This is a genomic window from Micromonospora sp. NPDC048871 (assembly GCF_043198155.1).
Taxonomy (GTDB): Bacteria; Actinomycetota; Actinomycetes; order Mycobacteriales; family Micromonosporaceae; genus Micromonospora.
Genome location: NZ_JBICUM010000008.1, coordinates 144,875 through 169,770 on the forward strand (window position 1 = coordinate 144,875; position 24,896 = coordinate 169,770).

The 24,896-nt window shown below is 72.3% G+C and carries 22 protein-coding genes; 11 read left to right on the forward strand and 11 right to left on the reverse strand.

Annotated elements, in window-relative coordinates:
* Positions 1 to 2 precede the first annotated feature (2 nt).
* Entirely contained in the window at positions 3 to 782 is a 780-nt protein-coding gene (locus ACGFIK_RS19360; RefSeq protein WP_327025589.1) for a TetR family transcriptional regulator, read from the forward strand.
* Between the two features lie 22 nt (positions 783 to 804).
* Here the strand turns inward: ACGFIK_RS19360 and ACGFIK_RS19365 are convergent, their stop codons facing one another.
* Together ACGFIK_RS19365 and glpK are read right to left on the reverse strand one after the other, a co-directional pair.
* Positions 805 to 2,136 (reverse strand): metallophosphoesterase, encoded by a 1,332-nt coding sequence (locus ACGFIK_RS19365; protein WP_393340471.1) that lies wholly within the window; start codon positions 2,134 to 2,136, stop codon positions 805 to 807.
* A 116-nt stretch (positions 2,137 to 2,252) separates the two neighbouring features.
* Complete coding sequence (gene glpK, locus ACGFIK_RS19370; protein WP_393340474.1) at positions 2,253 to 3,770, reverse strand: glycerol kinase GlpK; 1,518 nt, start codon at positions 3,768 to 3,770, stop codon at positions 2,253 to 2,255.
* A gap of 197 nt (positions 3,771 to 3,967) precedes the next feature.
* Between glpK and ACGFIK_RS19375 the strand changes: the two genes are divergently transcribed.
* On the forward strand, positions 3,968 to 4,495 hold the full coding sequence (locus ACGFIK_RS19375; RefSeq protein WP_393340477.1) for an ATP-binding protein: 528 nt from the start codon (positions 3,968 to 3,970) through the stop codon (positions 4,493 to 4,495).
* A 23-nt stretch (positions 4,496 to 4,518) separates the two neighbouring features.
* On the opposite strand, the gene ACGFIK_RS19380 is transcribed toward ACGFIK_RS19375, so the two are convergent.
* Together ACGFIK_RS19380 and ACGFIK_RS19385 are read right to left on the reverse strand one after the other, a co-directional pair.
* Positions 4,519 to 4,830 (reverse strand): TraR/DksA family transcriptional regulator, encoded by a 312-nt coding sequence (locus ACGFIK_RS19380; protein ID WP_393340480.1) that lies wholly within the window; start codon positions 4,828 to 4,830, stop codon positions 4,519 to 4,521.
* Positions 4,827 to 5,048 (reverse strand): hypothetical protein, encoded by a 222-nt coding sequence (locus ACGFIK_RS19385; protein ID WP_327025584.1) that lies wholly within the window; start codon positions 5,046 to 5,048, stop codon positions 4,827 to 4,829. Before ACGFIK_RS19385 ends, ACGFIK_RS19380 begins: the two co-directional genes overlap by 4 nt.
* A 193-nt stretch (positions 5,049 to 5,241) precedes the next feature.
* On the opposite strand from ACGFIK_RS19385, the gene ACGFIK_RS19390 reads away from it, so the two are divergent.
* The 4 genes from ACGFIK_RS19390 to smpB all read left to right on the forward strand — a co-directional run bounded on the left by ACGFIK_RS19390 (position 5,242) and on the right by smpB (position 8,818).
* Positions 5,242 to 5,631 carry an SCP2 sterol-binding domain-containing protein gene (locus tag ACGFIK_RS19390; RefSeq protein WP_393340483.1) on the forward strand — a complete coding sequence of 130 codons (390 nt, stop codon included), beginning with the start codon at positions 5,242 to 5,244 and terminating at the stop codon, positions 5,629 to 5,631.
* Positions 5,631 to 7,676: a glycogen debranching N-terminal domain-containing protein gene (locus tag ACGFIK_RS19395; protein WP_393340486.1), complete on the forward strand. Its 2,046-nt coding sequence runs from the start codon at positions 5,631 to 5,633 to the stop codon at positions 7,674 to 7,676. The genes ACGFIK_RS19390 and ACGFIK_RS19395 overlap by 1 nt, the downstream gene beginning before the upstream one ends.
* A 62-nt stretch (positions 7,677 to 7,738) precedes the next feature.
* Positions 7,739 to 8,251, forward strand: coding sequence for an NUDIX domain-containing protein (locus ACGFIK_RS19400; protein WP_357531879.1), 513 nt, complete (start codon positions 7,739 to 7,741; stop codon positions 8,249 to 8,251).
* Between the two features lie 75 nt (positions 8,252 to 8,326).
* Positions 8,327 to 8,818, forward strand: coding sequence for an SsrA-binding protein SmpB (gene smpB, locus ACGFIK_RS19405; RefSeq protein WP_393340489.1), 492 nt, complete (start codon positions 8,327 to 8,329; stop codon positions 8,816 to 8,818).
* On the opposite strand, the gene ACGFIK_RS19410 is transcribed toward smpB, so the two are convergent.
* The 5 genes from ACGFIK_RS19410 to ACGFIK_RS19430 form a co-directional block, all read right to left on the reverse strand.
* Complete coding sequence (locus ACGFIK_RS19410; protein WP_393340492.1) at positions 8,804 to 9,874, reverse strand: hypothetical protein; 1,071 nt, start codon at positions 9,872 to 9,874, stop codon at positions 8,804 to 8,806. The two genes, smpB and ACGFIK_RS19410, sit on opposite strands and share 15 nt — an antisense overlap.
* Positions 9,778 to 10,929: a transporter substrate-binding domain-containing protein gene (locus ACGFIK_RS19415; RefSeq protein ID WP_393340495.1), complete on the reverse strand. Its 1,152-nt coding sequence runs from the start codon at positions 10,927 to 10,929 to the stop codon at positions 9,778 to 9,780. The genes ACGFIK_RS19410 and ACGFIK_RS19415 overlap by 97 nt, the downstream gene beginning before the upstream one ends.
* Positions 10,930 to 11,193: 264 nt before the next feature.
* A complete protein-coding gene (locus tag ACGFIK_RS19420) occupies positions 11,194 to 11,604 on the reverse strand; it encodes a type II toxin-antitoxin system Phd/YefM family antitoxin (protein ID WP_327025577.1) in 411 nt (136 codons plus the stop codon).
* Between the two features lie 154 nt (positions 11,605 to 11,758).
* Positions 11,759 to 12,643, reverse strand: a complete 885-nt coding sequence (locus ACGFIK_RS19425; RefSeq protein ID WP_393340498.1) for an MHYT domain-containing protein — start codon at positions 12,641 to 12,643, stop codon at positions 11,759 to 11,761.
* Between the two features lie 150 nt (positions 12,644 to 12,793).
* On the reverse strand, positions 12,794 to 15,571 hold the full coding sequence (locus tag ACGFIK_RS19430) for a DEAD/DEAH box helicase (protein WP_393340501.1): 2,778 nt from the start codon (positions 15,569 to 15,571) through the stop codon (positions 12,794 to 12,796).
* 87 nt (positions 15,572 to 15,658) lie between these two features.
* Between ACGFIK_RS19430 and ACGFIK_RS19435 the strand changes: the two genes are divergently transcribed.
* On the forward strand, positions 15,659 to 16,417 hold the full coding sequence (locus tag ACGFIK_RS19435) for an HAD family hydrolase (RefSeq protein ID WP_393340504.1): 759 nt from the start codon (positions 15,659 to 15,661) through the stop codon (positions 16,415 to 16,417).
* Between the two features lie 102 nt (positions 16,418 to 16,519).
* Here the strand turns inward: ACGFIK_RS19435 and ACGFIK_RS19440 are convergent, their stop codons facing one another.
* Complete coding sequence (locus tag ACGFIK_RS19440) at positions 16,520 to 17,455, reverse strand: YegS/Rv2252/BmrU family lipid kinase (protein WP_393340551.1); 936 nt, start codon at positions 17,453 to 17,455, stop codon at positions 16,520 to 16,522.
* Positions 17,456 to 17,733: 278 nt separating this feature from the next.
* On the opposite strand from ACGFIK_RS19440, the gene lanKC reads away from it, so the two are divergent.
* The 4 genes from lanKC (at position 17,734) to ACGFIK_RS19460 (ending at position 24,023) form a co-directional block, all read left to right on the forward strand.
* Entirely contained in the window at positions 17,734 to 20,334 is a 2,601-nt protein-coding gene (gene lanKC, locus ACGFIK_RS19445) for a class III lanthionine synthetase LanKC (protein ID WP_393340507.1), read from the forward strand.
* Positions 20,335 to 20,340: 6 nt separating this feature from the next.
* The gene (locus ACGFIK_RS19450) at positions 20,341 to 20,460 is read left to right on the forward strand and encodes a SapB/AmfS family lanthipeptide (RefSeq protein WP_013734295.1); all 120 of its coding nucleotides are present in this window, start codon (positions 20,341 to 20,343) and stop codon (positions 20,458 to 20,460) included.
* Between the two features lie 75 nt (positions 20,461 to 20,535).
* Positions 20,536 to 22,263 (forward strand): ATP-binding cassette domain-containing protein, encoded by a 1,728-nt coding sequence (locus ACGFIK_RS19455; protein WP_393340510.1) that lies wholly within the window; start codon positions 20,536 to 20,538, stop codon positions 22,261 to 22,263.
* Entirely contained in the window at positions 22,260 to 24,023 is a 1,764-nt protein-coding gene (locus ACGFIK_RS19460; protein ID WP_357532613.1) for an ABC transporter ATP-binding protein, read from the forward strand. Before ACGFIK_RS19455 ends, ACGFIK_RS19460 begins: the two co-directional genes overlap by 4 nt.
* A gap of 141 nt (positions 24,024 to 24,164) precedes the next feature.
* On the opposite strand, the gene ACGFIK_RS19465 is transcribed toward ACGFIK_RS19460, so the two are convergent.
* Positions 24,165 to 24,773, reverse strand: a complete 609-nt coding sequence (locus ACGFIK_RS19465) for a response regulator transcription factor (protein ID WP_327025570.1) — start codon at positions 24,771 to 24,773, stop codon at positions 24,165 to 24,167.
* Positions 24,774 to 24,896 lie beyond the last annotated feature (123 nt).

The following is a 24,896-nucleotide window of genomic DNA, read 5'->3' on the forward strand; positions in this document are numbered from 1 at the left end:
GCATGACCTTGGCGCAGACCGACGGCACCCCAGAGAGGATCCTGCGCGCCGCGTTCGAGCTGTTCACCGCGCACGGCTACCAGCGCACCTCGCTGCGCCAGATCGCCGAACGACTCGGACTGACCAAGGCCGCGATCCTCTACCACTTCCCCAGCAAGGGACACCTGCTCGCCGCCCTGGCCGAACCGATGGTCGCAGACCTGGAGAAGCTGGTGGACACCGCCGGGTCACTGCCGACCGAACAGGCCCGGTGGACCCTGCTGGAGGGCTGGGTGGACACCATGCTCAAGCATCGCGGGCCGCTCGGCATGCTCCTGCACGACCTCGCGCTCGTCGATCGGGGCAGCACCTACCACCGGCTGGTCGGCATCGCGATGCGGGCCAATCAGATCCTCGCCGGCCCGGATTCGAGCCGACGCGACCGGGTCCGGGCGGTGCAGGCGATCGCGATGTGCAGCGACCCGGTGGTGTTCCTGATGGAGGTGCCGGAGGCGGTGCTGCGCGCGGACATGCTCGACGGGGTACGCCGCCTGCTGGCCGACCCGCCGACCACCGAGGACACCGATACCGACCCCGACTCGGCGGTCGGGGCGGGGCGGGGCGGGCGACGGCGGCCGGGCCGACCCCGGTCGATGGGCCCGGAGCAGGTGCTGACGGCCCGGCGGATGTACGCCGCCGGCACCCATTCCATCGACGAGATCGCCGCCGCCTGCGGGGTGTCCCGGGCCACCCTCTACCGGCATCTCAATTCGCCGGACAATAATGAGACACTATCGGGATAGTTTTGCGACACGATCGCCGGGCTCAGCGCACCAGGCCCAGGCCGGTGTATCTACGGTCGTGCGTCGGGAAGTTCTCGTTGGTGTGCGGGGCGTGGATCCAGGTACGCAGGGTGTCCGCCGCCGTGTCGATCTCGACCAGCCGGACCGGGTTGGTCGACCTGGAGTGGAAGGTCTGGAGGAAGGAGTAGACCCGGTTGCCGTTCACCCCGGTGTCCACCCGGGAGGCCGCCGTGCCGGTGTGCCCGGAGAAGACGAACCGGATGTTGGGGTAGCGCCGCACCAGGTTGTCGAAGAGGTACTGCGGGCTGGTGGAACCGGAGCCGGCCCCCTGCCCGATGGTCGCGTCGCTCTCCAAGTGGTGATGGGTCACCACGATGACGTTGTGCTGCGGATGGGCGGCCACCACCCCCTGGGCCCAGGTGACCGCGGCCCGCCGGGGCCACGGCTCCAGGGTCAGCACCAGCCAACGCACTCCCCCGGCCTGGTAGGTGGCGTACATGTTGTCGACCTTGCCCGCCTCGAACCGGCCCTGCACCTGTCCGAAGCGGTCGGCGGTGAAGTACCGGTTGAACACCGCGGTGTCGCGCAGCAGGGTTCCGGCCGGGCTGCGCGGCTTGCCGTCCGGGCCGAAGATCTGGCCGTCGTGGTTGCCGATGGCCAAGGTGTACGGCACCCCGGCCTGCTCCAGGGGGCGCAGTGCGGCGCTCGCCCGCTCGTACTGGATGTGGTCCGGGGTGTCGTAGTTGACCACATCCCCGGAGTGGGTGACGAACCGCAGGTCGAGGGCTTGGCGCTGGGCCAGCAGCCAGTTGACCCGTCGCGCGAACCGGGTGTCCGCGGCGCTCAGCACCTCCTCCTGGGTGTCCGGGATGACCGCGAAGCTGAAGGTGGTGTCGGTCGACGGCGCAACGTCGACCCGGGCGTACGCCACATGGGCGTTGCGGTCGCACGTCCCGGTGTAGCGGTCGTTGATCAGCTCGATCCGGACGCTGTGCCGTCCCTCGGGCAGCGGCGCGCCGACCTGGTAGGCGCCGTAGTCCATCGCGCTGGTCACGGCCACCTCCCCGATCGGGGTGCCGCCCACGCTCACCCGGAGGGTGGGCCACCCCTCGCAGTAGTCGCCGATCGCGCCCACCACCAGGGACCCGGGTCCCTGCACGGTGGTCGTCGCGGAGCTGGTGTTGCGCCACAGGGTGGCGTGGGTGCCCGAGGCCGGTCTGGGAGTCCCGGTGGCCGGTTGGATGGTGGCGTTGACCAGGGTGAACTGCGTGGACGCGGAGGCGGTGGCCGACCCGGTCAACACCCCGGCCGACAGTACGACCACGATCGCCATGATCGCGCGTGCGACCCGCATGGCTGCCCCTCTCCACGCCTGGTCTTCGATGCCCGACACCGGAATGCTAAGACACATCGGCGGGCCTCGCCGGGCGACGAACCGTCACCCGGCGCGCCACCGCACCGGCCCCGGCCTCAGTCCACCTGCACCCAGTCGAGGGTGCGCCCGACCGCCTTCTGCCAGCCCGTGTACCCGGCCGCCCGCTGCTGCTGCGACCAGGAGGGATGCCACCGCCGACTCTCGTTCCAGTTCTCCCGCAGTTCGTCGGTGTTCTTCCAGAACCCGACGGCCAGGCCGGCGGCGTACGCGGCACCCAGGGCGGTGGTCTCGGCGACCATCGGCCGGCTGACCGGCACCCCGAGGATGTCCGCCTGCAACTGCATGCACAGGTCGTTCACGGTCACCCCACCGTCGACCTTCAGGCACTCGACGGTCACCCCGGAGTCCCGGGCCATGGCCTCGGCCACGTCCCGGCTCTGGTAGCAGATCGCCTCCAGGGTGGCCCGGGCGATGTGGGCGTCGGTGTTGTAGCGGGACAGCCCGACGATGGCCCCCCGGGCATCGGCGCGCCAGTACGGGGCGAACAGGCCGGAGAAGGCCGGTACGAAGTAGACCCCGCCGTTGTCCTCGACCTGACGGGCCAACTCCTCGCTCTGCGCGGCGGTCCGGATGATCTTCAGCTGGTCGCGCAGCCACTGCACGGCGGAACCGGTGACGGCGATGCTGCCCTCCAGGGCGTACACCGGGGGCTCACCGGCGAACCGGTAGCAGACCGTGGTGAGCAGTCCGGCCTCCGAGCGGACGATCTCCGTACCGGTGTTGAGCAGCATGAAGTTGCCCGTACCGTAGGTGTTCTTGGCCTCCCCCGGCGCGAAGCAGACCTGCCCGACGGTGGCGGCCTGCTGATCGCCCAGGTCTCCGGCGATCCGGACCGTCCCGGCGAAGGGGCCCTGCGGCAGGGTCGTGCCGTAGGCCTGCGGGTCCGAGGAGGCGACGATCCGGGGCAGCATCGCGCGGGGGATGTCGAAGAACGACAGCAGTTCGTCGTCCCAGTCCAGGGTCTCCAGATCCATCAGCATGGTGCGGCTGGCGTTGGTGGGGTCGGTGAGGTGGGCACCGCCCTCCGTGCCGCCGGTGAGGTGCCACAGCAGCCAGGTGTCCGTCGTACCGAAGATCGCGTCTCCCCGTTCGGCGTCGGCCCGCACCCCCTCGATGTTCTCCAGGATCCACTGGATCTTGCCGCCGGCGAAGTACGTGGCCGGGGGCAGTCCGGCCCGGCGGCGGATGATCTCGCCACGGCCGTCCCGGTCCAGGGCCGCCGCGATGCGGTCGGTGCGGGTGTCCTGCCAGACGATCGCGTTGTAGTACGGCCGACCGGTGCGCCGGTTCCACACCACGGTGGTCTCCCGCTGGTTCGTCACCCCGAGCGCGGCCAGGTCGGAGGCGGCCAGGCTGTGGGTGTTCAGGGCGGTACGGATCACCGTCTGGGTCCGTTCCCAGATCTCCAGCGGATTGTGCTCCACCCAGCCGGCCTGCGGCAGGATCTGCTGGTGTTCCAGTTGATGGCGACCCACCTCGTTGCCCGCATGATCGAAGATCATGAAACGGGTGCTGGTGGTGCCCTGGTCTACGGCACCGACGAAGTCAGCCATGTAGGGGTCTCCTTGTCCTCCTCGTCGCGCCCCGGCCACCTCAGGGCGCGGCCCGGCCGCGCCGCCCCGACTTCGGGACAGGCGTGGCGCGGATTGAAGCAGAGCAAAGCACGACGCGGGCACGGCGGCCACCATGGCGCCGGAACTTGCCCTCGGGCAAGGAGTGCGGATCTCGGCGGACAACGTAATCTGCCAGCATGAGCAACCTCGACCGGCCGGACGCCAGCGGCCCGGACGGCGCATCATCCGGCGATGACGAGGTCGACTCCCTGCTGTCGCTGGCCTTCACCGGACAGACCGTGACCGCGCTGCGGCATCTGCTGGCCGCCCAGGTCGCCGCCGCCGGTCTGCACGGCGAGGCGGCCGAGGATCTCGTCCTGGCCGTCCACGAACTGGTCACCAACGCCGTACTGCACGGTGGTGGTCGGGGCCGACTGGAACTGCTCCGGTACGCCGACCGGCTGGTCTGCGTGGTGGTCGACCACGGGCCCGGCGGCGCCGATCTGACGGTGCACCGACCGGCCACCGACACCCCGGGCGGCCGAGGGCTCTGGCTGGCTCATCAGCTGACCGGGGCGCTGACCCTCACCCACCGGTCCGACGGCCTGACCGCCACCGTCACCGCCCCGCTGAAGATGGCGTCACCCCCCGCCGGAGGGACCGGGCCGGCTGCCGCCGACGGGGAGACCGCCGCGCCCGGCGAGGGCGGGCCGCCGCACCGGTAGGTCGGTGCGACAGCCCGCGCCGGTCAGCGGTTCTGCTTCTGCTGGCAGGGCACGCAGAAGCGGGCCTGCGGCAGGATCTCCAGCCGCTCGCGCGGGATGGCCGTGCCGCACTTCTCGCAGTCGCCGTAGCTCCCGCTGCTCAGCCGCCGCAGCGCGTCCGTGATCTGGGCGAGGCTCTGCCGGGTGGCCGCGATCAAGGCGGCGTTGGTGTGCGCCTCGCCCGGGTCGCCGGTGTCGGCGGTCAACTGGGTCAGCCGGGCGGTCTGCGTCTCGAACTCGTCCGTCAGGGTGGTCCTGAGGTCGGTCAACCACTTCTGATCGTGGGTGGTGCTCATGCCGTGATCCCTTCTCCGGAAAAAGAAAAGGGGCGGAAGCCGGTGGCTTCGCCCTTGGTCGTCCTGTGGGTGTGGACGACTTCCGGAGGGCTCCGGCCTGCGGGGCTCGGCTGGCCGCTACCAGCCTGCGCGGGAACCTGGGCCACCGCCTTCGCCGCAGCCGACACCGGCGGCGCCGTGACGACGGCGACGCGGTTGGGCAGGGCGACGGGGTACATCGAACCACCATAGACGCATCCGCAGCGCAAACCAACGGCGATATTGCGGGACCGGTCGCCGGAGCCGACGGCTCGGCAGAGAGGACCCCGGATGGGGATCAAAGCCGCTAAAGTGACGAAGGTGCGGCTTCCTGCCCGTGATCGATCCGCTGACAGTGCTGTCGATCGCCGCCGGACCCTTGGAGTTGGTGCGATGTCGGAGTCGGTGCGGGCGTTCTTCGACGACCTCACCCGCAGCGGAGGTCGGATGCTCCGGCAGGTCTCCGGCCGGATCCGCTTCGACCTGGTCAACCCGCGCGGGGTGGACCACTGGCTGGTCACCATCGACCGGGGTCGGATCACGGTGTCCCAGGGTGGCCCGGTGGAGGCCGACACCGTGATCAATACCGACGAGACCCTGTTCCTTCGAATGGCGTACGGCGAGGTCAAGCCGCTGCCGGCCTGGTTGCGCAACGACTTCACCGCGGACGGCGAGTTCCGTTTCGTGGTCATGCTGGAACGCCTCTTCGCCCCGCCCAAGGGAGCCCGCCATCCCCGGGTCGTGGCCACCCGAGCGGCCCCGGCGGACGATCGGAAACCGTGATGAGGCGGATGACGCGCATCCTCGACGGCAACATCTTCGCCCTCAGCGAGGACAACGGGGACATCACCTCCAATCCGCCCGGCCCGAGCGGATTCTTCGCCTACGACACCCGGTTCCTGTCCATCTGGCGGCTGAGCATCAACGGAGAGCAGCTGCACCCCCTGGCGGTGCACGAGCCGAGTTACAACGAGATCCGTTTCTTCCTGGTCCCCGGCAATCCGACTCACTACGTCGACGCCAAGGTCTCCGTCATCCGTGACCGGTGGATCTCCGAGAGCAGTTTCACCGAACGCCTGACCGTGCTCAACCACACCGGCGAGCCGACCGACTACCTCATCCGCATCGACATCGACAGCGACTTCGCGTCGACCTACCAGGTGCTCCTGCCACGGGCGTCGCAGTCGCGCGGCTACCGCGAGGTGTCGGAGGACCGCCTGCGGCTCGGCTACCGCCGAGAGCGGTTCCATCGCACCACCGAGGTCTCGACCAGCGAACCCGTCGAGGTCGACCGCCACGGGATGACCTTCCGCATCCGAGTCGACCGGCAGGGGCGGTGGAGCACCACCCTGCGCGTACAGAGCATGATTCTGCGCCCGGACGGCGCGGACGTACGGGACCGGCTGGGGCACGCGGACCGCCAGGCCGGCACCCGGTCGCGTCCTGACCTGAGGCAGTGGCTGACCGAGGCGCCCCGACTCGACTGTGACTGGCAGCCGCTGGCCACCACCTACCGACGCGGCCTGAGTGACCTGGCCAGCCTGCGGTTCTCCCCGCTGACGGCGCCGCACGAGACGATGCTCGCCGCCGGGCTGCCCTGGTTGGCCACCATCACCGGCCGCGACTCCATCCTCACCTGCTTCCAGATCCTGCCCTTCGTGTCCGGCACGGCCGCCACCACCCTCCGACTGCTCGCCCTGCCACAGGGCACGGTGCTCGACGACTTCCGGGACGAGCAGCCCGGCAAGATAATCAGCGAGTTCCGGCAGGGGGAGAAGGTGGCCTTCGAGGAGCAACCCCAGTCGCCGTACTTCGGTGGTGCCGACGTCACCCCGCTGTTCGTCGTCCTGCTCGACGAGTACGAACGGTGGACCGGCGACGGCGAACTGGTCCGCCACCTGGAGGATGCCGCCCGCGCGGCCCTGCACTGGATCGACGAGTACGGCGACCTCCGCGGCGACGGCTACCTGTGGTATCAGCGACGCAACGAGCAGTCCGGGGTGATCAACCACTGCTGGAAGACCACCCCGGAGGCGATCTGCTACGCGGACGGTCGGCTACCCGGGCTGCCCCGGGCCACCTGCGAACTTCAGGGCTACGTGTACGACGCCAAGCGGCGGGGTGCCCGACTGGCCCGCGACTTCTGGGGCGATCCCGCGTACGCCGACCGCCTGGAGCGACAGGCCGAGGAGCTCAAGCAGCGGTTCAACCGGGACTTCTGGATCGACGACGGGGAGTACTTCGCTTTGGCCCTCGGCCCGGACGGCGACCGGGTGGACGCCCTCGCCTCCAACATGGGCCATCTGCTGTGGAGCGGCATCGTGGACGAAGCCCACGCCCCGGCGGTCGCCCGGCACCTGATGGGGCCGCGGCTGTTCTCCGGCTGGGGGGTGCGGACCCTGGGCACGGGGCAGGCCAGATACAACCCCCTCGGCTACCACGTCGGCACGGTGTGGCCGTTCGACAACTCCCTGATCGCCGCCGGACTGCGGCGATACGGCTTCGCCGCCGAGGCGGGGATCATCGCCGAGTCCCTCATCGAGGCCGCCCAGCACTTCGGCGGGCAGATGCCGGAGGCCTTCGCCGGCTACGACCGAAAACTGACCCGGTGTCCGGTGCCGTACCCGGCGGCGAACAGCCCGCAGGCCTCCGCCACCGGGGCCACCTTCCTGCTGCTGCGCACCCTGCTGGGCCTGGAACCGTACGGTGAACACCTCGTGGTCGATCCGGCGATCCCGCAGCGCTTCGGTCGGATCGAAATGCTCGACATTCCTGGGCGGTGGGGGCGCATCGACGTGATCGGCAGCGCCCGCCTCGCCATCTCCTAGAGCGCCTTGGCGGCCGGACCCGGGCCGGCGAGCGGGTGTGGGCGGGCGTAACGTGCATCGGCATGACCGGAGTGGCCCATTCACACTGCTCGTACTGTGGCACCGCCTATCCGGTCCAGGCCGGTTGGCCCAGGCGCTGCGGGCACTGCGGCCAGACGGTGTGGCGCAATCCCCTGCCGGTCGCGGTGGCCCTGCTGCCGGTGCGTACCCCGACCGGCCTGGGTGTGGTCGCCGTCCGGCGGGCCATCGAACCGGCCCGTGGGCTGCTGGCCCTGCCCGGCGGCTTCATCGAGCACGGCGAGCAGTGGGCGGGGGCGTTGGTGCGGGAGCTGCGGGAGGAGACCGGGCTGATCGCCGACCCGGACGGGGTGCAGCTCGTCGCGGTGCACAGCGCACCGGCCGGCGGCACCCTCCTCGTCTTCGGTGAACTGCCCGCCCGCCCGATCGAGGAGCTGCCCCCCTCGGCCCCGACCGCAGAGGCCACCGAGTGGCTGGTGCTGACCGAGCCGACCGAGTTGGCCTTCTCCACCCACACCGAGGTGGTGGCCGACTTCTTCGCCCGCCACCCCGGCTGACCAGGTAGGCGATCGCACCGCACCACCCCGGCTCCGAGCCGTCACGCAGGCTGATCGGCGGATATCCTTCGGCGGGTGAGCACCTCTGGCAGCGGCGAGCGGACGATCGTCGCCTCCAACCGCAAGGCCCGGCACGACTACACGATCCTGAAGACCTACGAGGCCGGGATCGTGCTGGCCGGCACGGAGGTCAAGTCGCTGCGGGCGGGCCGAGTCTCCCTGGTCGACGCCTTCGCTCAGGAACTCGACGGCGAGATCATGCTGTACGGCCTGCACATCGCCGAGTACGGCTACGGCAGTTGGACCAACCACGCACCCCGGCGGACCCGCAAGCTGCTGCTGCACCGGGTGGAGATCGCCCGGATCCTGGCCCAGATCCGGGAGGGCGGGTTCACCCTGGTGCCCCTGTCGATGTACTTCTCCGGCGGCTGGGCCAAGGTCGAACTGGCCGTGGCCAAGGGCCGTAAGTCGTACGACAAGCGTCAGGCGCTGGCCGCCCGGGACGCCGACCGGGAGATCGCCCGCGAGTTGGGCCGGCGCCTGAAGGGGCGGTCACGACCCGGCTGACGGGGAAGGTGTCGGCAACGGCACCAGGCCGGTGCAGCGGGAGTCCGGTGCGCCCACCGGTCGGCGCGGCATGAGCCATTCCAGGGCGGTGTCCTCCACCGGCCATCCGGCCACGGCCACCCGGCTGCTCGGCACCCGACCGGCGTCCGGACAGAGCACCTGCGCCCGCACCTCGTCATTGGGCAGGAAGCGGATCTCCCCGGTACGGCTCAACACGATCGTCATCCGGTCGGTGACCGTCACCGCCTCGCCCAGCACCACCTCCTGGGTGTGCGGTGCGCCTACCTCGACGGCCACCGCCGGCAGCAACGGCACACGCAGGAACACCGTGCCGGTCAACAGCGGCATCAGCACCCCGACCGCGTAGATCACCATCCGGGTCACGGTCGGTGCCATCCGCGCCGGCACCGGGCCGGTCAGCACCAGGGCCCCGGCGGGCGGCAGGGCCAGCAGCAGGGCGGTGGCCAACTCCCCGTGCCCGACCGCCGACCGGATGGCCGGTGCCAGCCAGGCGTAGCTGGCCGCCGCCACGACGACCGGCAGAATCAGGCCGGTGACCAGCAGCAGTCGCGGCCGGTCGGGGTACCGGCTGCGGGTGTGCAGGGCGATCAGCCAGACCAGCAGCATCACCAGACTCGGCAGGAACCGCAGTTGCCAGGTGAGAGCGGCCAGGGCGGCGGCGACCACCGGCACCCAACCGGGGGTACGCACGGCGATGTAGGCCAGCAGTGAGCGTTCCGGATCGAACCGGTCCGGGGCGCTGACCTGCAACAGTCGGCCGAGCACGACCGGCAGCAGCACCACCAGGGGCACCGCCCAGACCAGGGCGATGAGCAGCGCGCTGAGCAACCCGAGCGGGCTGACGTACTGCACCAGCAGCAGCATCGTCGACATGTCCTGCCGGCTGAGCCGCCACAACCGCAGTACCAGCAGCAGTACCGGGAAGGCCGGCAGCAGGGTCAGCAGCCACTGTTGGGTCTGGCGCGCCCCCGGGCGGCGACGAATGCCGGGCCCGGCCGGGCTGGGCTCGGGTGCCGCCAGGCGAACCTCTCCCATGGCCACTGCCGCACCTCCACCTTGTCCCCCGGGCCGGGCGGCGGCTGCCGGTCGACGGCAACCTGCTGCTCGACGCTGTACTGCTGGGCGTAGCCGAAATAGCGGTCGAAGGCGGTCCGCCACCGCTTGCCGTTGCGGCCGGTACGCGCCTGCTCCAAGGAGAGATTGACCAGGTCACGCACGGCCGGGTTGGGCCCGGTGTTGACCCCCCACAACTCGTCACCGGAGGCGCCGATGTCGAAGTGACGCAACGGCTTGGGGTTCTCTATCTTGACCTTCGGGGGCGCCGCTTCGACGGCCGGCGGAGCCACGAATCCGGCCAGGATCGCCGCGTCCGTGGTGACCGCGTCGATCTCGCCGTCGTGCAGTTCCCGGATGCAGTCGCTGATCCGGTTACGCCCGTGCGCCCGAGCGCCTGCAGCGGCCAGGTTCTGCTCCGCCGTGGAGGTCGCCAAGGTGCAGACCGTGCGGCCTGCCAGGTCGGCGAAGGTGGTCGGCCGCAGGTCACTGTCCGCCCGGGTGACCACGGACTGCTCGGTCTGCAGGTACGGCGCGGAGAAGATCACACCCTGACGCCGACGCTCCTCCGTGATGCTGTACGAGGCGATCACCAGATCGACCGTTACGTACCGATTCCCGTCGCGGGCCTGTCGACGGGCCCGGTCCTCGCTCTCGATGGGCAGGAACCGCACCCGTGACGCCTCGAAGCCCAGATCCTCGGCGATCATGTACGCGATCTCGATGTCGAAGCCGACGAAGGCACCGGTCTCCAACTGTTGCGAGACTCCCGGCTGATCGTCTTTGACCCCGATCAGCAGCTCCTGTTTGCCGGTGAGTTCGGCGCGTTCCCGCAACTGCTCCCGGCTGGGTGGGGCGGTCGCGCTGACCACCCGCACCACCGTGACCGCGGCCACCACCAGCAGCACGATCAGCGCGCCGAGGCGCAGCCACCGGGTGCGGTTCGCGGCGGCGGGCCCGACTGGTTCGCCGGGCTGAGCGGGCTCGGCGGGGCGCTGCGGCAGCGGATCGCCGACCGGTCCTTCGGATTCATTCATCGTCACCCCCGACTACCGCCATCGCGAAAGTCTATTGTGGCCGAGGGTCGCCACCGGGCGACCAGCAGACACCGGGCGAGCTGCGGCCGGCAGATTCGGGCAGGCTGCGGACCGGCAGGCACCCTCTGGCGAGCCCGGGCCGGCCGGCACCCTCGGGCGAGTCGGGGCCGGCGCACGCTCGGGCGAGTCGCGGCCAGCAGGCAGTCGGGGAGTGCTGGGACCGCCAGGCACGCTCGGGCGAGCCAGGGTCGGCGGCAGGCGCTATCAGCCGGCGAGGAGGTCTGCGTGCGCCGCGCGCAGCCGGGCCACCTCGGCATCGCCCGGGGTGGCCCGGCGCTCCAGCTCGGCCCACACCTCGGCAAGCGCCGCTCGCATGGCGCGCAACTCGGCGGCGTGCCGACGACCGGCCTGCTCCCGCTGCGCTTCGAGGCGTCGGGACCAGCCGGCGGTGACCTCGGCCAGCCGACCGGCGTCCGCGCGGGCCTGGGCGGCACTGCGGGCGGCCTCGGCCGGCACGATGGCGGCGATCGGACGGGGGTCACCGTCGCGGGTGACCACGGTGACGGTGTCGGTCAGCTCCGCCATGGCGACGAGCTGACTCAGTCGGGTGCGCGCCTCGCGCAACGGCAGCGAGCGCGGCGGGGTGTTGCGCGGGGTGAGGGCGGGGACAGCCATGAATACATGGTGGGTACCGGGTATGACACTTTCCGCGACCGTCCAGCAGGGAGGGTCGACGCGCCGGCAGCCCTCGACTGCCGGGAGCCGGGCTGGCCTCCACCGACCGCGGCCCTGACCAGCGCTTCTTCCCGGACTCCGACCGGGGCCGGGGTCAGCGCGGCGGGTGGTCCCGACGAGACGGGAAGGGGGCGCCGGGGCGGGCCAGGGTCGAGCGGGCGCGCAGGCCCACCGGGTCCGGCGTGTCGACGGCGACCGGTTCGGGGGTGGGGGCCGCCCGGCGGGCGTCCAGATAGGCCGCCGCCGCCCGGTCCTCCTCGGTGGGCGCCGCCAGCAGCGCGTAGACCAGCCCCACCACCCCGAATATCACCAGCAGGACGATGGGGATCAGCAGGCTGCCCACCTCGGCGCCGGTGACCTCTCTGCGCTGCTCGTGCAGGTGCACCGACAGGGCGCTCATCCCGGTGAAGTGCATGCCGTTGACCGCCACCCCCATCACCAGGGCCGAGGCGAAGATGGCGATACCGCGACGAACCGTCATCGCCAGCCACAGGGCGGCCGTGGCGGCGACCACGGCGATCAGCACGGAGAGGCCGACCCGGGTGGGGTCGTACCCCAGGTCCCCGTTCAGCCGCATCGCGGCCATGCCGGTGTAGTGCATCGCCGCCACCCCGGCACCGGTGAACAGGCCACCGGCGAGCACCCGTACCGCCGACAGCCGACCGGTGCCGACGATGGCCAACCCGATGCCGACCGCCACCACCGCTAGCAGGGCGCTGACCACGGTGATCGGCACGTCGTACCGGATCCGGGAGCCGCTGACGGCGAAGCCGAGCATCGCCATGAAGTGCATGGTCCAGATGGCGGTGCCACCCAGGGCCCAGGCCGCCAGGGTCCCCCACCAGATCCGCTGACCGGTGCTCGACGCGGTCCGGATCCGGCCCGCACAGATCAGCCCGAGGATGGAACCCAGCACCGACAGCGCGTAACTGAGCGCGGGTGTGATCCATCCGTATTCAAAGTGATTGATTTCCGCCACGGCGGCTCCCCCCAGAGCTACACGGCACGCGGGCTACGCGCCGGTAAAATGATCAGGGAACCTCCCACCAGGCACAATAGGAGCGACCAGCCGGCGCGGAACGTTGTGAATCGGTGACATCACGACAGGTCAGCCCCGACTCACGGACCGTCAGGCGGGTGCGTGATAGGCGAGCACTCCCCGGTTGACCACGCCGATCGCCTGCCGGGCGGTGGCCCGAAGTTCGGTCGAGGCTCCACCGGAGTCGGCGATCTGACCGAGCAGATCCACCACCTGACGAGCCCACCGGACGAAGTCACCAGCCGGCATCTCGCCGTCGAGTTCGTGTCCGCTGCCCAGCACCTTGGCCAGCGCCTCCCCCCGGGCCCAGCGGTAGATCGGCCAGGCGAACCCCAGGTCCGGTTCCCGGGTGACCGTCAGCCCCCGGCCGGCCTCGTCGGCCTCGATCTCGCTCCACAGCTTCAAGGTCGAGTCGACCGCCTCGGCCACCGGCCCGCGGGGCAGGGATGCCCGTTCGTCGACGTCACGCCGGGCCTCGAAGACCGCCACGGAGACCGCAGCGGCCAGCTCGGCCGGTGACAGCCCGTCCCAGACCCCCCGCCGCAGACACTCCGCCACCAGCAGGTCCGTCTCGGTCCAGATCCGGCTCAGCATCCGCCCGGCGTCGGTCACCTCACCCTCGGCGGTGAGGTAGCCCCGGGCGGTGAGCAGGGCGACGATCCGGTCGAAGGTACGCGCCAGCGATCCGGTCCGACCGGCCACCCGCTCCCGCAACTCCTCCGTGTCGCGCTCCAGCCGACGACGACGCTCCGCCCAGCGGGCGTGCTCCTCCCGCTCCGGGCAGGCGTGACAGGGATGCCGTCGCAGCTCGGCACGCAACTGGGTGAGCTGGTGATCCTCGCCCGACTGCCGGCCCCGGGCACCCCGCCGGCTGTGCCGGTCCAGCCCGGTGCCGGTGACCTGCGCCGCCAGGTCCCGGCGTGCGGCCGGGTTACGGGGGTTGAAGTTCTTCGGCACCCGGATGCGGGCCAGCACCTCGGCCGGGGTGGTGAAGTCGGCCGGGCTGATCCGCCCGGCCCAGCGGTCCTGGGTCAGCACCAGCGGACGCGGCTCGCTGAAGCCACCCGCGGCCGGATCCAGCACCACGGCCAGGCCGGCGCGCCGCCCCGAGGGCACCCGGATCACATCACCGACCCGCAGCCGCTCCAACGCGGCCACCGCCGCCGCCCGGCGCTGGTTCTGCCCCTGCCGGGCGATCGCCCGCTCCCGGTCCGCGATGGCCACCCGCAGCGCGAAGTACTCGTCGAAGTCACCGTGGTGGCACTGCGCCTCCACGCCGTACGCCTCGATGGTCTCGGTGTTGCGCTGCACCTGCCGGGCCAGGCCGACCACCGACCGGTCCGCCTGGAACTGGGCGAAGGAGGACTCCAGCAGCTCCCGGGCCGGTGCCGCGCCGACACTGCCGACCAGGTTGACCGCCATGTTGTACGAGGGCCGGAAGCTGGACCGCAGCGGATAGGTGCGGGTGGAGGCCAGCCCGGCCACGTGCCGGGGGTCGGTCTCCGGGGACCACACCACCACGGCGTGCCCCTCCACATCGATGCCCCGCCGCCCGGCCCGCCCGGTGAGCTGGGTGTACTCCCCCGGGGTCAGGTCGACATGGGCCTCGCCGTTGTACTTGACCAGACGTTCCAGCACCACGCAGCGGGCCGGCATGTTGATCCCCAGGGCCAGGGTCTCGGTGGCGAAGACCGCCTTGACCAGCCCTCGGACGAACAACTCCTCGACGACCTCCTTGAACGCCGGCAGCATCCCGGCGTGGTGGCTGGCCAGCCCGCGCTCCAGGCCGTCGAGCCACTCCCAGTAGCCCAGCACCGACAGGTCCTCACTGGGGATGGCCGTCACCCGGGACTCCACCACCCGGCGGATCTCGGCCCGCTCCTCCGGAGAGGTCAGCCGCAGCCCGGCCGCCAGACACTGCTGCACGGCCGCGGCACAGCCGGCCCGGCTGAAGATGAACAGGATGGCCGGCAGCAACCCCTCGCGGTCCAGCCGCTCGACGATGTCCGGCCGGGAGGGTCCCCGCCAGCGGGGACCCCGCCGCCCGCCCCAACCGGCGGCACGCCCCTCGCCCAGATCCAGGCGGCGCACGGTCTCCCGGGTGTAGCGCAGCAACTCCGGGTGCACGTCGTGTTTGCGGGCCGCCGCCGCGTCGTGGAACAGGTCGAACATCCGCTTGCCGACCAGCATGTGCTGCCACAACGGCACCGGCCGGTGCTCGCTGACCACCACGGTGGTCTCACCCCGTACGGTGATCAGCCAGTCGGCGAACTCCTCAGCGTTGGACACCGTCGCCGACAGCGACACCAGGGTGACCGAGGCGGGCAGGTGGATGATGACCTCCTCCCACACCCCGCCCCGGAACCGGTCGGCCAGGTAGTGCACCTCGTCCATCACCACGTACGCCAGGCCCTCCAGAGTGGCCGAGCCGGCGTAGAGCATGTTGCGCAGCACCTCGGTGGTCATCACCACCACGGGGGCCTCGCCGTTGATGGCGTTGTCGCCGGTGAGCAGCCCTACCTGCTCGACACCGTAGCGATCGACCAGGTCGTGGTACTTCTGGTTGGACAGGGCCTTGATCGGGGTGGTGTAGAAGCACTTGCGCCGGGTGCCGTCGGTCGGCGCCGGCTGCCCGGGGGTCCCCCGCAGCGCCAGGTGTACGGCGAACTCACCGACCACGGTCTTACCGGCGCCGGTCGGGGCGCACACCAGCACCCCGCTGCCCCGCTCCAGGGCCTGACACGCCTCACGCTGGAAGTCGTCCAGGTCGAACCCGAGGTCGGAGGTGAACTCTTCCAGGGCCGGGAACTGGGAGGCCTGGGCGGCCCGGCGGCGCGCCGCGGCGTACCGCTCGGCGGGGCTCGACATGTCACCAAGATTAGTCCGTACGCCTGACACCGCACCCGGCAAGGCCGACCGGCAGGCGGGTCGGAGGGGGTCGGTAGGGTGCACCACGTGCCGGATCATGCCGAACCGACCCACCCCGTACGCGATGACCAGCCGACCCCCTCCCGCCGTCCGGTGGAGGCGGTACTGCTCGACTTCCACGGCACCCTCGCCCAGGTGGAGGAGCCCCGCGAGTGGGTCCTGACCGCCGCGGCGGCCTGCGGGGTGGCACTCGACCGGGTCCGGGCCACCGCGCTGGCCGACCGACTGCTCACCGCGGGTCGGGCCGGCGGGCCACTGCCGGCCCGGGTACCACCACACCTGGCCGAGCTGTGGGCCGACCGTGATCTGTACGAGCACGCCCACCGGGGCGCGTACACCGGGCTGGCCGCCACGGTCGACGCCGGCATCGACGGCCTGGCCGAGGCCCTCTACGAGCGGGTGCTGACCCCCGAGGGCTGGGTGCCGTACCCGGACACCGCCCCCATCCTGACCGCCCTGCGGGCTGCCGGGGTACGGGTGGCCGTGGTCAGCAACATCGGCTTCGATATCCGTCCCCACTTCGCCGCCTGGGGCCTGGCCGACCTGGTCGACGCCTTCGTCCTGTCGTACGAGGTGGGCCGCTGCAAGCCGGACCCGGCGATCTTCTGGCGGGCCTGCGGCATGCTCGGCGTCGACCCGGAACGGGCTCTCATGGTCGGCGACACCCCCGCCGACGCAGGAGCGGTAGCGGCCGGCTGCGCCGCACTGGTCCTCCCCACCGCCGAAGTAGGCCGCCCCAACGGCCTAGGCTCCATCCTCCCCCTGACCCACCCCACCCACCCCTAAACCCCACCCCAGCACGGGTTGATCATGAGGTTAGCGGCACTCAGAAGATCGACATCTGCCGCTAACCTCATGATCAACGGGGGCCACCGGTGGGGTGGGGGGTTAGGGGAGGAGGAGGTGGAGGGCGGTGGGGGTGGCGGTGATGGTTATCGGGAGGGGTAGGCAGCGTTCGCCGTCGGCGTAGGTGGTGATCTCGGCGGCGGCTATCTCCACGGTGCGGGCCCGGTAGGTGCGCGCCAGCGGGTGGTGGACGTGGGTGCCCCGGTAGATCTTCGGCTTCTCGCGGATCAGGGTTCGCCGGGTGTAGCGCCCACCCACGACGACGTCCAGCAGGCCGTCGTTGGGGTCGGCGTCGGGGCAGATCCGCATTCCCCCGCCGTAGGAGGGGCAGTTGCCGACCGCCACCAGCACGGCCTCCGTCTCGTGGGTCACCCCGTCCAGGCGCAGGGTGTAATGGCGCGGGCGTAGTCGGGCCAACTCCACCAGGATCGCCAGGTCGTAGCGGCGGGGGCCGCGTGGCCAGCGCATCCGATTGGCCCGTTCGTTGACGATCGCGTCGAACCCGGCCGCGAGTACCCCGCCGTACCACCGGTGTGCGCCGTCCGGGCCGGTGATCCGGGCCAGGTCGACCGGGCGGGTTCGTCCCTGGCGCAGGGCGGCCGTGACGGCGTCCGCGGCGGCCAGGGGGTCGGCGGGAAAGCCGGTGGCTTCGGCGAAGTCGTTGCCGGTGCCGGCCGGTACCGCGCCGAAGGGCACCGGGGTGCCGGCCACCGCCTGTAGGGCCAGGTGCATGGTGCCGTCGCCACCGACCGCGACCAGGGCCGCGGCCCCCTCGGCGACCGCCTCGCGGCAGGCGGCCTCGGCCTGGGTACGGGTGCGGGCCTCCAGCACCCGCAGGGGGCGACCGCCGGCCGCCAGGCGGTCCAGCACCTCGGGTAGCAGTCCCCGATGGCGCCCTCGGCCGGCGGTGGGGTTGGTCAGAACGGCGATCGGCCGATCGGCCGGCGAGGGGTGATCGTCTGCCGTCACGGCGTGCACCGTACCCGGCCCGGCCACCCCCGGGCATCCGCCGAAATGCCCTGCCCGGCGGCCCCTCGGGCATCGGCCGTCATGCGCGGTCCGGCCATCGAAGCGACCGGCGGCGGAAGACCCTCGGCGGGGCCACCGGCCCTCACCTGACATTTGTCACGGTCGATTGTGCGGCACGCACTGCACCTCATGACGGAACGCACTGGCTCCGCCATAGGCCGAACGGACAAACTCTTATCAGCCAGCAGGGCACGAGGACGAGCCGATCAGGGGAGGGAGGAATCGCGGTGGACGACCGTTACGACAGCTACTGCGCCGCCGACCGACACTTCTACGACTCCCTCGGCAACGCCGTCGAGCAGCCCACCTTCGCCGCGGCCCGGCGAGCGCTGCCGGAGGGTTGGCGTACCGAGCCGCTGGACGACTGGCTGATCTACGCCCCGGACGGCGACTCGCTGCCCCAGCAGGGCTGGAAGATCCATGTGGCGGCCACCCTGGACAACGCCGAGCGGGTGCTGGACCTGGTCTGGGACTACTGCGTCCCGCGTGGGCTGTCCTTCAAGTTCCTGCGTGGTCCGCGCACTCTGCTGCTGCGCAACTCCAAGTACGCCTCCCGGGCGGCCAGCGGCAAGTTCGTCACCGTCTACCCGCACGACGAGGCGGAGCTGGAACTGGTCTGCAAGGAACTCGACGAGCTGCTCGCCGGGGAGTCCGGCCCGTACATCCTCAGCGACCTGCGCTACGGCACCGGCCCGGTGTTCGTACGCTACGGCGGCTTCGCCGCCCGCTACTGCCACTCGGCGGACGGGCAGGTCGTACCGGCGATCGAGGACGGCACCGGCACCCTGGTGCCGGACCGGCGCGACCCGGTCTTCCACGTACCCGACTGGGTGACCCTGCCGGACTTCCTGGCACCCCACCTGGCCGCCCGCAACGCCACCAGCACGGACGAGGTGCCGTACCGGATCGAGAAGGTCATCCACTTCTCCAACGGCGGCGGCCTCTACGTCGGCCGGGACCTGCGCACCGACACCCAGGTGGTGCTCAAGGAGGCGCGACCGCACGCCGGCCTGGACGCCGACGGCACCGACGCGGTGGCCCGGCTGTCCCGCGAGGCCGAGGCGCTGCGTCGACTCGCCGACCTGCCACAGGTGCCCCGGGTGCACGACGAGTTCACCCTCGGCGAGCACCGGTTCCTGGCGCTGGAGTTCATCGAGGGCCGGGCGTTGAACAAGGTGCTGGTCGACCGGTACCCCCTCATCGACGCCGACGCCACGGACGCCGACCGGGCCGACTACACCCGCTGGGCCCTGGAGGTCCACCGGCAGGTCGAGCAGGTCATCAAGGCCATCCACGAACGCGGCCTGGTCTACGGCGACCTGCACCTGTTCAACGTGATGGTCCGCCCGGACGACCGGATCGCCCTGGTCGACTTCGAGGTGGCCGCGCCGATCGACGGGCACCGCCGGCCCGGCCTGCGCAACCAGGGTTTCGCCGCCCCCCGGGACCGCACCGGTCCCGCGGTCGACAACTACGCCCTGGCCTGCCTGCGGCTGGCGTTGTTCCTGCCGCTGACCCAACTGGTCCGCCTGGCACCGGCCAAGGCCGCACACCTGGCGGAGGTGATCGCCGAGCGGTTCCCGGTGCCCCAAGAGCTTCTGGACGCCGCCGTCGCGGAGATCACCGGGGAAAGCCCGGCAGCAGCGGAACCCCGAGTCGACCTCACCGTCGACCTAGGACCCGCCCACCGCGACCGGTTGGCCCGGGCCATCCTGGCCAGCGCCACACCCGGGCGCGAGGACCGACTCTTCCCCGGCGACATCGAGCAGTTCCGCAGCGGTGGGCTCAATCTCGCCCACGGCGCCGCCGGAGTCCTGTACGCCCTGCACGTCAGCGGCGCCGGGCGCTGGCCGGAACTCGAACAGTGGCTGGTACGCCAGGCCACCTCACCGGCCTCCGGCACCCGCTGCGGCTTCTACGACGGGCTGCACGGCGTCGCGTACGCCCTGGAGCTGCTGGGCCGCCGACAGGACGCCCTGGACGTGCTCGACATCTGCCTGCGGCAACCCCTGGACGGGTTGGACCACAGCCTGGCCGGTGGCCTCTCCGGAATCGCGCTCAACCTCGCAGAGTTGGCCGGACGCACCGGCGAGCCGGCCCTGCGCGAGGCCGCCTGGTCGGCCGCCGAACGGGTGGTCGCCCAACTCACCGACGAGCCGACCTCGGAGATCAGCGGTGGTCGACACTCGTACGCGGGACTGCTGCGCGGTCGCAGCGGACCGGCCCTGATGCTGGTGCGGCTGCACGAGCTGACCGGTGAGCCCGACCTGCTGACCCACGCCGCCACCGCACTGCGGCAGGACCTGCACCGCTGTGTGGTCCGTCCGGACGGCGCCCTGGAGGTCAACGAGGGCTGGCGCACCATGCCCTACCTGGGGCAGGGCAGTGTCGGCATCGGGCTGGTGCTCGACCAGTACCTGCGCCACCGGACCGACGAGCGGTTCGCCGAGGCCAGCGCCGGGGTACGGCGCGCCGCCCGGTCCCCCTTCTACGCGCAGTCCGGCCTGTTCGCCGGGCGGGCCGGCATCATCGCCTACCTGGCGGCGTACCCGGACGACCCGGCCCTGGCCGCAGAACTGGCCACGCAGGTCGAACGCCTCGGCTGGCACGCCCTGCCGTACGCGGACGGGACCGCCTTCCCGGGCGAGCAGCTGTTGCGGCTCTCCATGGACCTGGGCACCGGCACCGCAGGGGTCCTGCTGGCCCTGGCCACCGCCCGGGCCGAGGCCCCGGTGACGCTGCCCTTCCTCGCGCCCCTGACGGGCGCCCCAGACACCCTCGCTGATGCGAGGGGATCCGATCAGACCGACCAGCACGGAAGGAGGTGACAAGACATGGCGCTTCTGGACCTCCAGGGCCTGGAGATGGCCCCCGCCGACCGCACCGGCGGCGGCAGCCGGGCGAGCCTGCTGCTCTGCGGCGACAGCTCGCTGTCCGTCACGACCTGCAACTGATAGGTCGCCACGCGAGGCCCTGGGCGGGGCGATGAACCCGCCCAGGGCCGCACGTCTTTCTCGCGGGAGGTGCCGATGCCGACTCGAGACGGCGCCGACCGGCTGTTGCGCCGGGTGGTCCGGGACGGCGGCGGTTGGACCGTCCTGCTCACGGTGGTGGCGCTCGTCGGCGCCGCCGCCGAACTCGCGCTTCCGGCCGCCCTGGGGCTCGCCGTCGACGCCGCCGTCGGGGGTACGGCCTCCTGGTGGCCGGCTGTGGCCTGCGCCCTGGTCGCCGGCCTGCTGGTCACCGACATCCTCGGTGACCTGGCCGCCGGCTACGGCACGGCCAGGGCCACTCTCCTGCTGCGTCGGCGACTGCTGCGCCACCTCTTCGCCTGCGATGTCCGCACGGTCCGCCGGTACCCGGTGGGTGACCTGGTCGGCCGGCTGGTCGGGCAGAGCGCCGACGCCGGGCAGGCCGGCACCGCGGTGGTGTTCGGGGTGGTCGCCCTGGTGCCGCCGGTCGGCAGCGTGGTGGCGCTGATCCTGATCGAGCCGCTGCTGGGGATCACCCTGCTCGGTGGGCTGGTGGTGCTCGCCGTACTCATGCGGGCCTTCGTCAGCGACGCCTCCGCCGCCGTGACCGGCTACCAGCGGGTGTTGGGCGGCATCGCCGGACGGCTGCTGGAGGCCCTCGGCGGGGCCCGCACCATCGCCGCCGCCGCGACCGTGGACCCCGAACGCGACCGGGTGCTGGCCGCCCTGCCGGAGCTACGCCGGTACGGGTCGCTCGGCTGGCGGTTGCTGGCCCAGGCCAGCGCCCGCACCGCCGCGGTGGGTCCGCTGTTGCAGGCGGCCGTCGTAGCCGTCGGCGGGTACGCCCTCACGGTCGGCTGGCTGACCCCCGGACAACTGGTGGCCGCAGTGCAGTACGCCGCCCTGGGCGCCGGGTTGGGTGCGGTGCTGGCCACCCTGCACCGGCTGGTACGCGCCCGTGCGGCGGCCAGCCGGATCGCCGAGCCACTGGCCCGGCCCACCCGCCGCTACGGCGACGAGGCCCTCCCCCCCGGCCGCGGTGAGCTGCGGCTGCGCGGGGTCGAGGTGCACCGCGAGGACGGGCGCCCCCTGCTGCGCGGGGTGGATCTGCTCGTGCCGGCCGGCAGCACCCTCGCGGTCGTCGGGCGTTCCGGAGTCGGCAAGTCGACCCTCGCCGCCGTGGCCGGGCGGCTGCACGACCCGGACGCCGGTGAGGTGCTGCTCGACGGGACACCCCTGCCCCGGTTGAGCCCGGCGGCGCTGCGGCGGGGCATCGGACACGCCTTCGACCGGCCGGTCCTGGTCGGCGAGACCGTCCACGATGCGATCGGTCTGGCCCTGCCCCCGGAGTCGGCCGACCCGCCCGCCGGTGCGAACCCGGCGACCGCGCCCGTGCTGGCGGTGACCCGGGCCGCCCAGGTGGCCGACGTCGTGGCCCGGTTGCCGGACGGGTTCCGCACCCCGCTGTCGGAGGCACCCTTCTCCGGGGGCGAGGCCCAGCGCCTCGGGCTGGCCCGCGCCTTCTGCGCCGAACGGGTACTGGTCCTGGACGACGCCATGTCCAGCCTGGACACCGCCACGGAGCACCGGATCAGCCAGGCGGTGGCCGAGGGAGCCGAGGGTCGTACCCGGCTGGTGGTGACCCACCGTGCGGCGACCGCCGCCGCGGCCGACCTGGTCGCCTGGATCGACGACGGCCGGGTGCGGGCGGTGGGGCCGCACCGACGGCTCTGGGCCGACCCGGACTACCGGGCGATCTTCACCCCGGCCGGGGACCCCCGATGACCGGGGTACGCCGGACCACCTGGGCGGCGTTGCGGGCCCGCCGCCGTCCGCTGGGCCGACTGGCCGCCTGGTCGGTGGGCGAGTCCCTGCCGGCGCTGCTCAGCGGCCTGCTCGTGGCCCGGGCGGTCGACCAGGGCTTCCTGGCCGGTCGGTTCACCACCGGCCTGGCCTGGCTGGCCGGGCTGGCCGCCGCCGTGCTGATCGGGGCGGTCGCCACCGGCCGGGTGTACCGCAGTCTCGGTGCCGTGGTCGAGCCCTTCCGTGACGAGTTGGCCACCCGGGTGGTCGACGGTGCCCTGCGCGAGGCCACCCGGGCCGGTGGCCGACCGGACAGCGCCGCTGTGGCCCGGCTGACCCAACAGGTGGAGGTCGTCCGGGACACCTTCGGCGGCCTGCTGCTGGTGGTCCGGGGTTTCCTGTTCACCGCCGGTGCGGCGCTGCTCGGCCTGCTGGCCCTGTCGCCGCCCCTGGCCGCGGCGGTGGCCGCGCCGCTGCTGCTCGGGCTGGCCGTGTTCGCGGCGGCGCTGCCGGCGATGGTCACCCACCAGCGGGCCCAGGTGGCCGCCGGTGAGGAACTGGGCCGCTCGGCCGCCGCCGCCCTGACCGGACATCGCGACGTCCTGGCCTGCGGCGGGCAGGACCGGGTGGTCGCCGCGGTCGACCGGCGAATCGTCACCCAGTCGAACACCGAGCGGACTCTGGCCCGGATGGCGGCCCTGCGCAGCCTCAGCCTAGGGCTGGGCGGTTGGCTGCCCGTGGTGATCCTGCTGCTGGCCGCCCCCTGGCTGGTGCGCCAAGGGCTGAGCACCGGTGCGGTGCTGGGCGCGCTGGTCTACGTCACCACCGGTCTGCAACCGGCCCTGCACGCTCTCGTGCAGGGGGTGGGCGGCGGGGGCCTGCGCTACGCCGTGACCCTGGACCGGATCCTGCGCAGCAGCCCGCCGCCCGACTCCAGTCCTGTCGCCCCACCGCCGGCTCTCGGGCCGGCACCGCGGACCACCGCGGTGCCGCCGGCGGTGCGGGCCTGCGGGCTGACCTTCCGGTACGGCCCGCACGCCAAGCCGGTCCTCGCCGACTTCACCCTGACGGTGGCCCACGGGGAACACCTGGCCGTGGTAGGGCCCAGTGGTGCCGGCAAATCCACCCTGGCCGCCCTGATCGCCGGGCTGGCGCCACCGGAGTCCGGCAGGGTGCACCTGGCCGATACCCCGGTCACCGCCGCCACCCCCCAGGCCCTGGCCCGGCTGCGGGTGCTGGTGCCGCAGGAGGCGTACGTCCGCAGCGGCACCCTCGCCGACAACCTGTTGTACCTGCGGCCGGAGGCGGACGAGGCGACCGTGGCGGCGGCCCTGGAGGCCCTCGGCGCCTGGCCACTGGTCGACCGCCTCGGTGGGTTGGCGGCCGAGGTCGAGCCCGGTGCCCTCTCCGCCGGGGAACGTCAACTCATCGCCGCGGTACGGGCCTATCTGGCCCCGGCCCCGTTGGTCATCCTGGACGAGGCGACCTGTCACCTGGACCCCGGCATGGAGGCCAGGGTCGAACGGGCCTTCGCCGACCGCCCGGGCACCCTCGTGGTGATCGCCCACCGGATCAGTTCGGCGCTGCGCGCCCACCGGGTGCTGGTGTTCGACGGCGACCGGCCACTGGTCGGCAGCCACCAGGAACTGCTGCACCTCTCCCCCACCTACCGGGAACTGGTCGGTCACTGGCAGGACCCCGCCCCGGACACCCGACAGGCCGTGACCTCCACCCGGGCGTGAAGGCCCGGCCCGTCGGTCGGGCGCGGTCGGGCGGCACGGACTGGGCGGCCCGTCGGGGCGGGGCGGGCTCAGCTGGGCAGCCGGAACAGCACCATGCTCACCCGGGTCAGGTCGCCGTAGGACACCGGTGCCCGCCCGGGGTCAGATCCAGCCGGCCTCGTGGGCGACCCGTACGGCCTCCACCCGGGTGCGGGCGCCGACCTTGCGGGCGATCCGCCCGAGATGGTTGCGCACCGTGCCCGGTGCCAGGCCCAGGGCCCGGGCGACCTCGACGACCGGCGCTCCCGCCGCGGTCAGATCGAGAATCTGGGTCTCCCGTGCCGACAGCGGGCTCTCCCGGGTCAACGCCGCCTGGACCAGGTCCACGTCGATCACCGACTCCCCTCGGGACAGCCGCCGGACCCCCTCCAGCACCCGACGCGGCGCGACGTCGCTGCCGAGTACCCCGAGGGGGCGTCCCGGCACGAGGACCCGGTGCAGGCGGCGGGCCCGACGCTGGTCGACCAGCACCAGCATCGGGCAGCCCGCCGCACCGGCCGACCCGACCAGATCGAGGTCGATGACCGCCACGTCGGGCCGCTGGGCCTGGATCAGCGCGGGAAGGGCCTCACCCCGGTCGAGTTCCGCCACCACGCTGATGTCGGCCTCGGCGGCGAGAACGAGGGAGAGGGCACCCCGGACCAGGGCACCGTCGAGGGCTAGCAGGGTACGGATCACGTCGACCTTCCCGGGAACCGCCAGGCGGATCACGAACCGTCAACATTCAAACACGTACCGACCGGTGCCGCTCGGTGAGCCAAGCCCCCGCTCGGGTCGCTGCCGGCGCTCGCCTCCGCAACCCCGCTGCTGCCGGCCCTCGCCGCAGCGATCCTG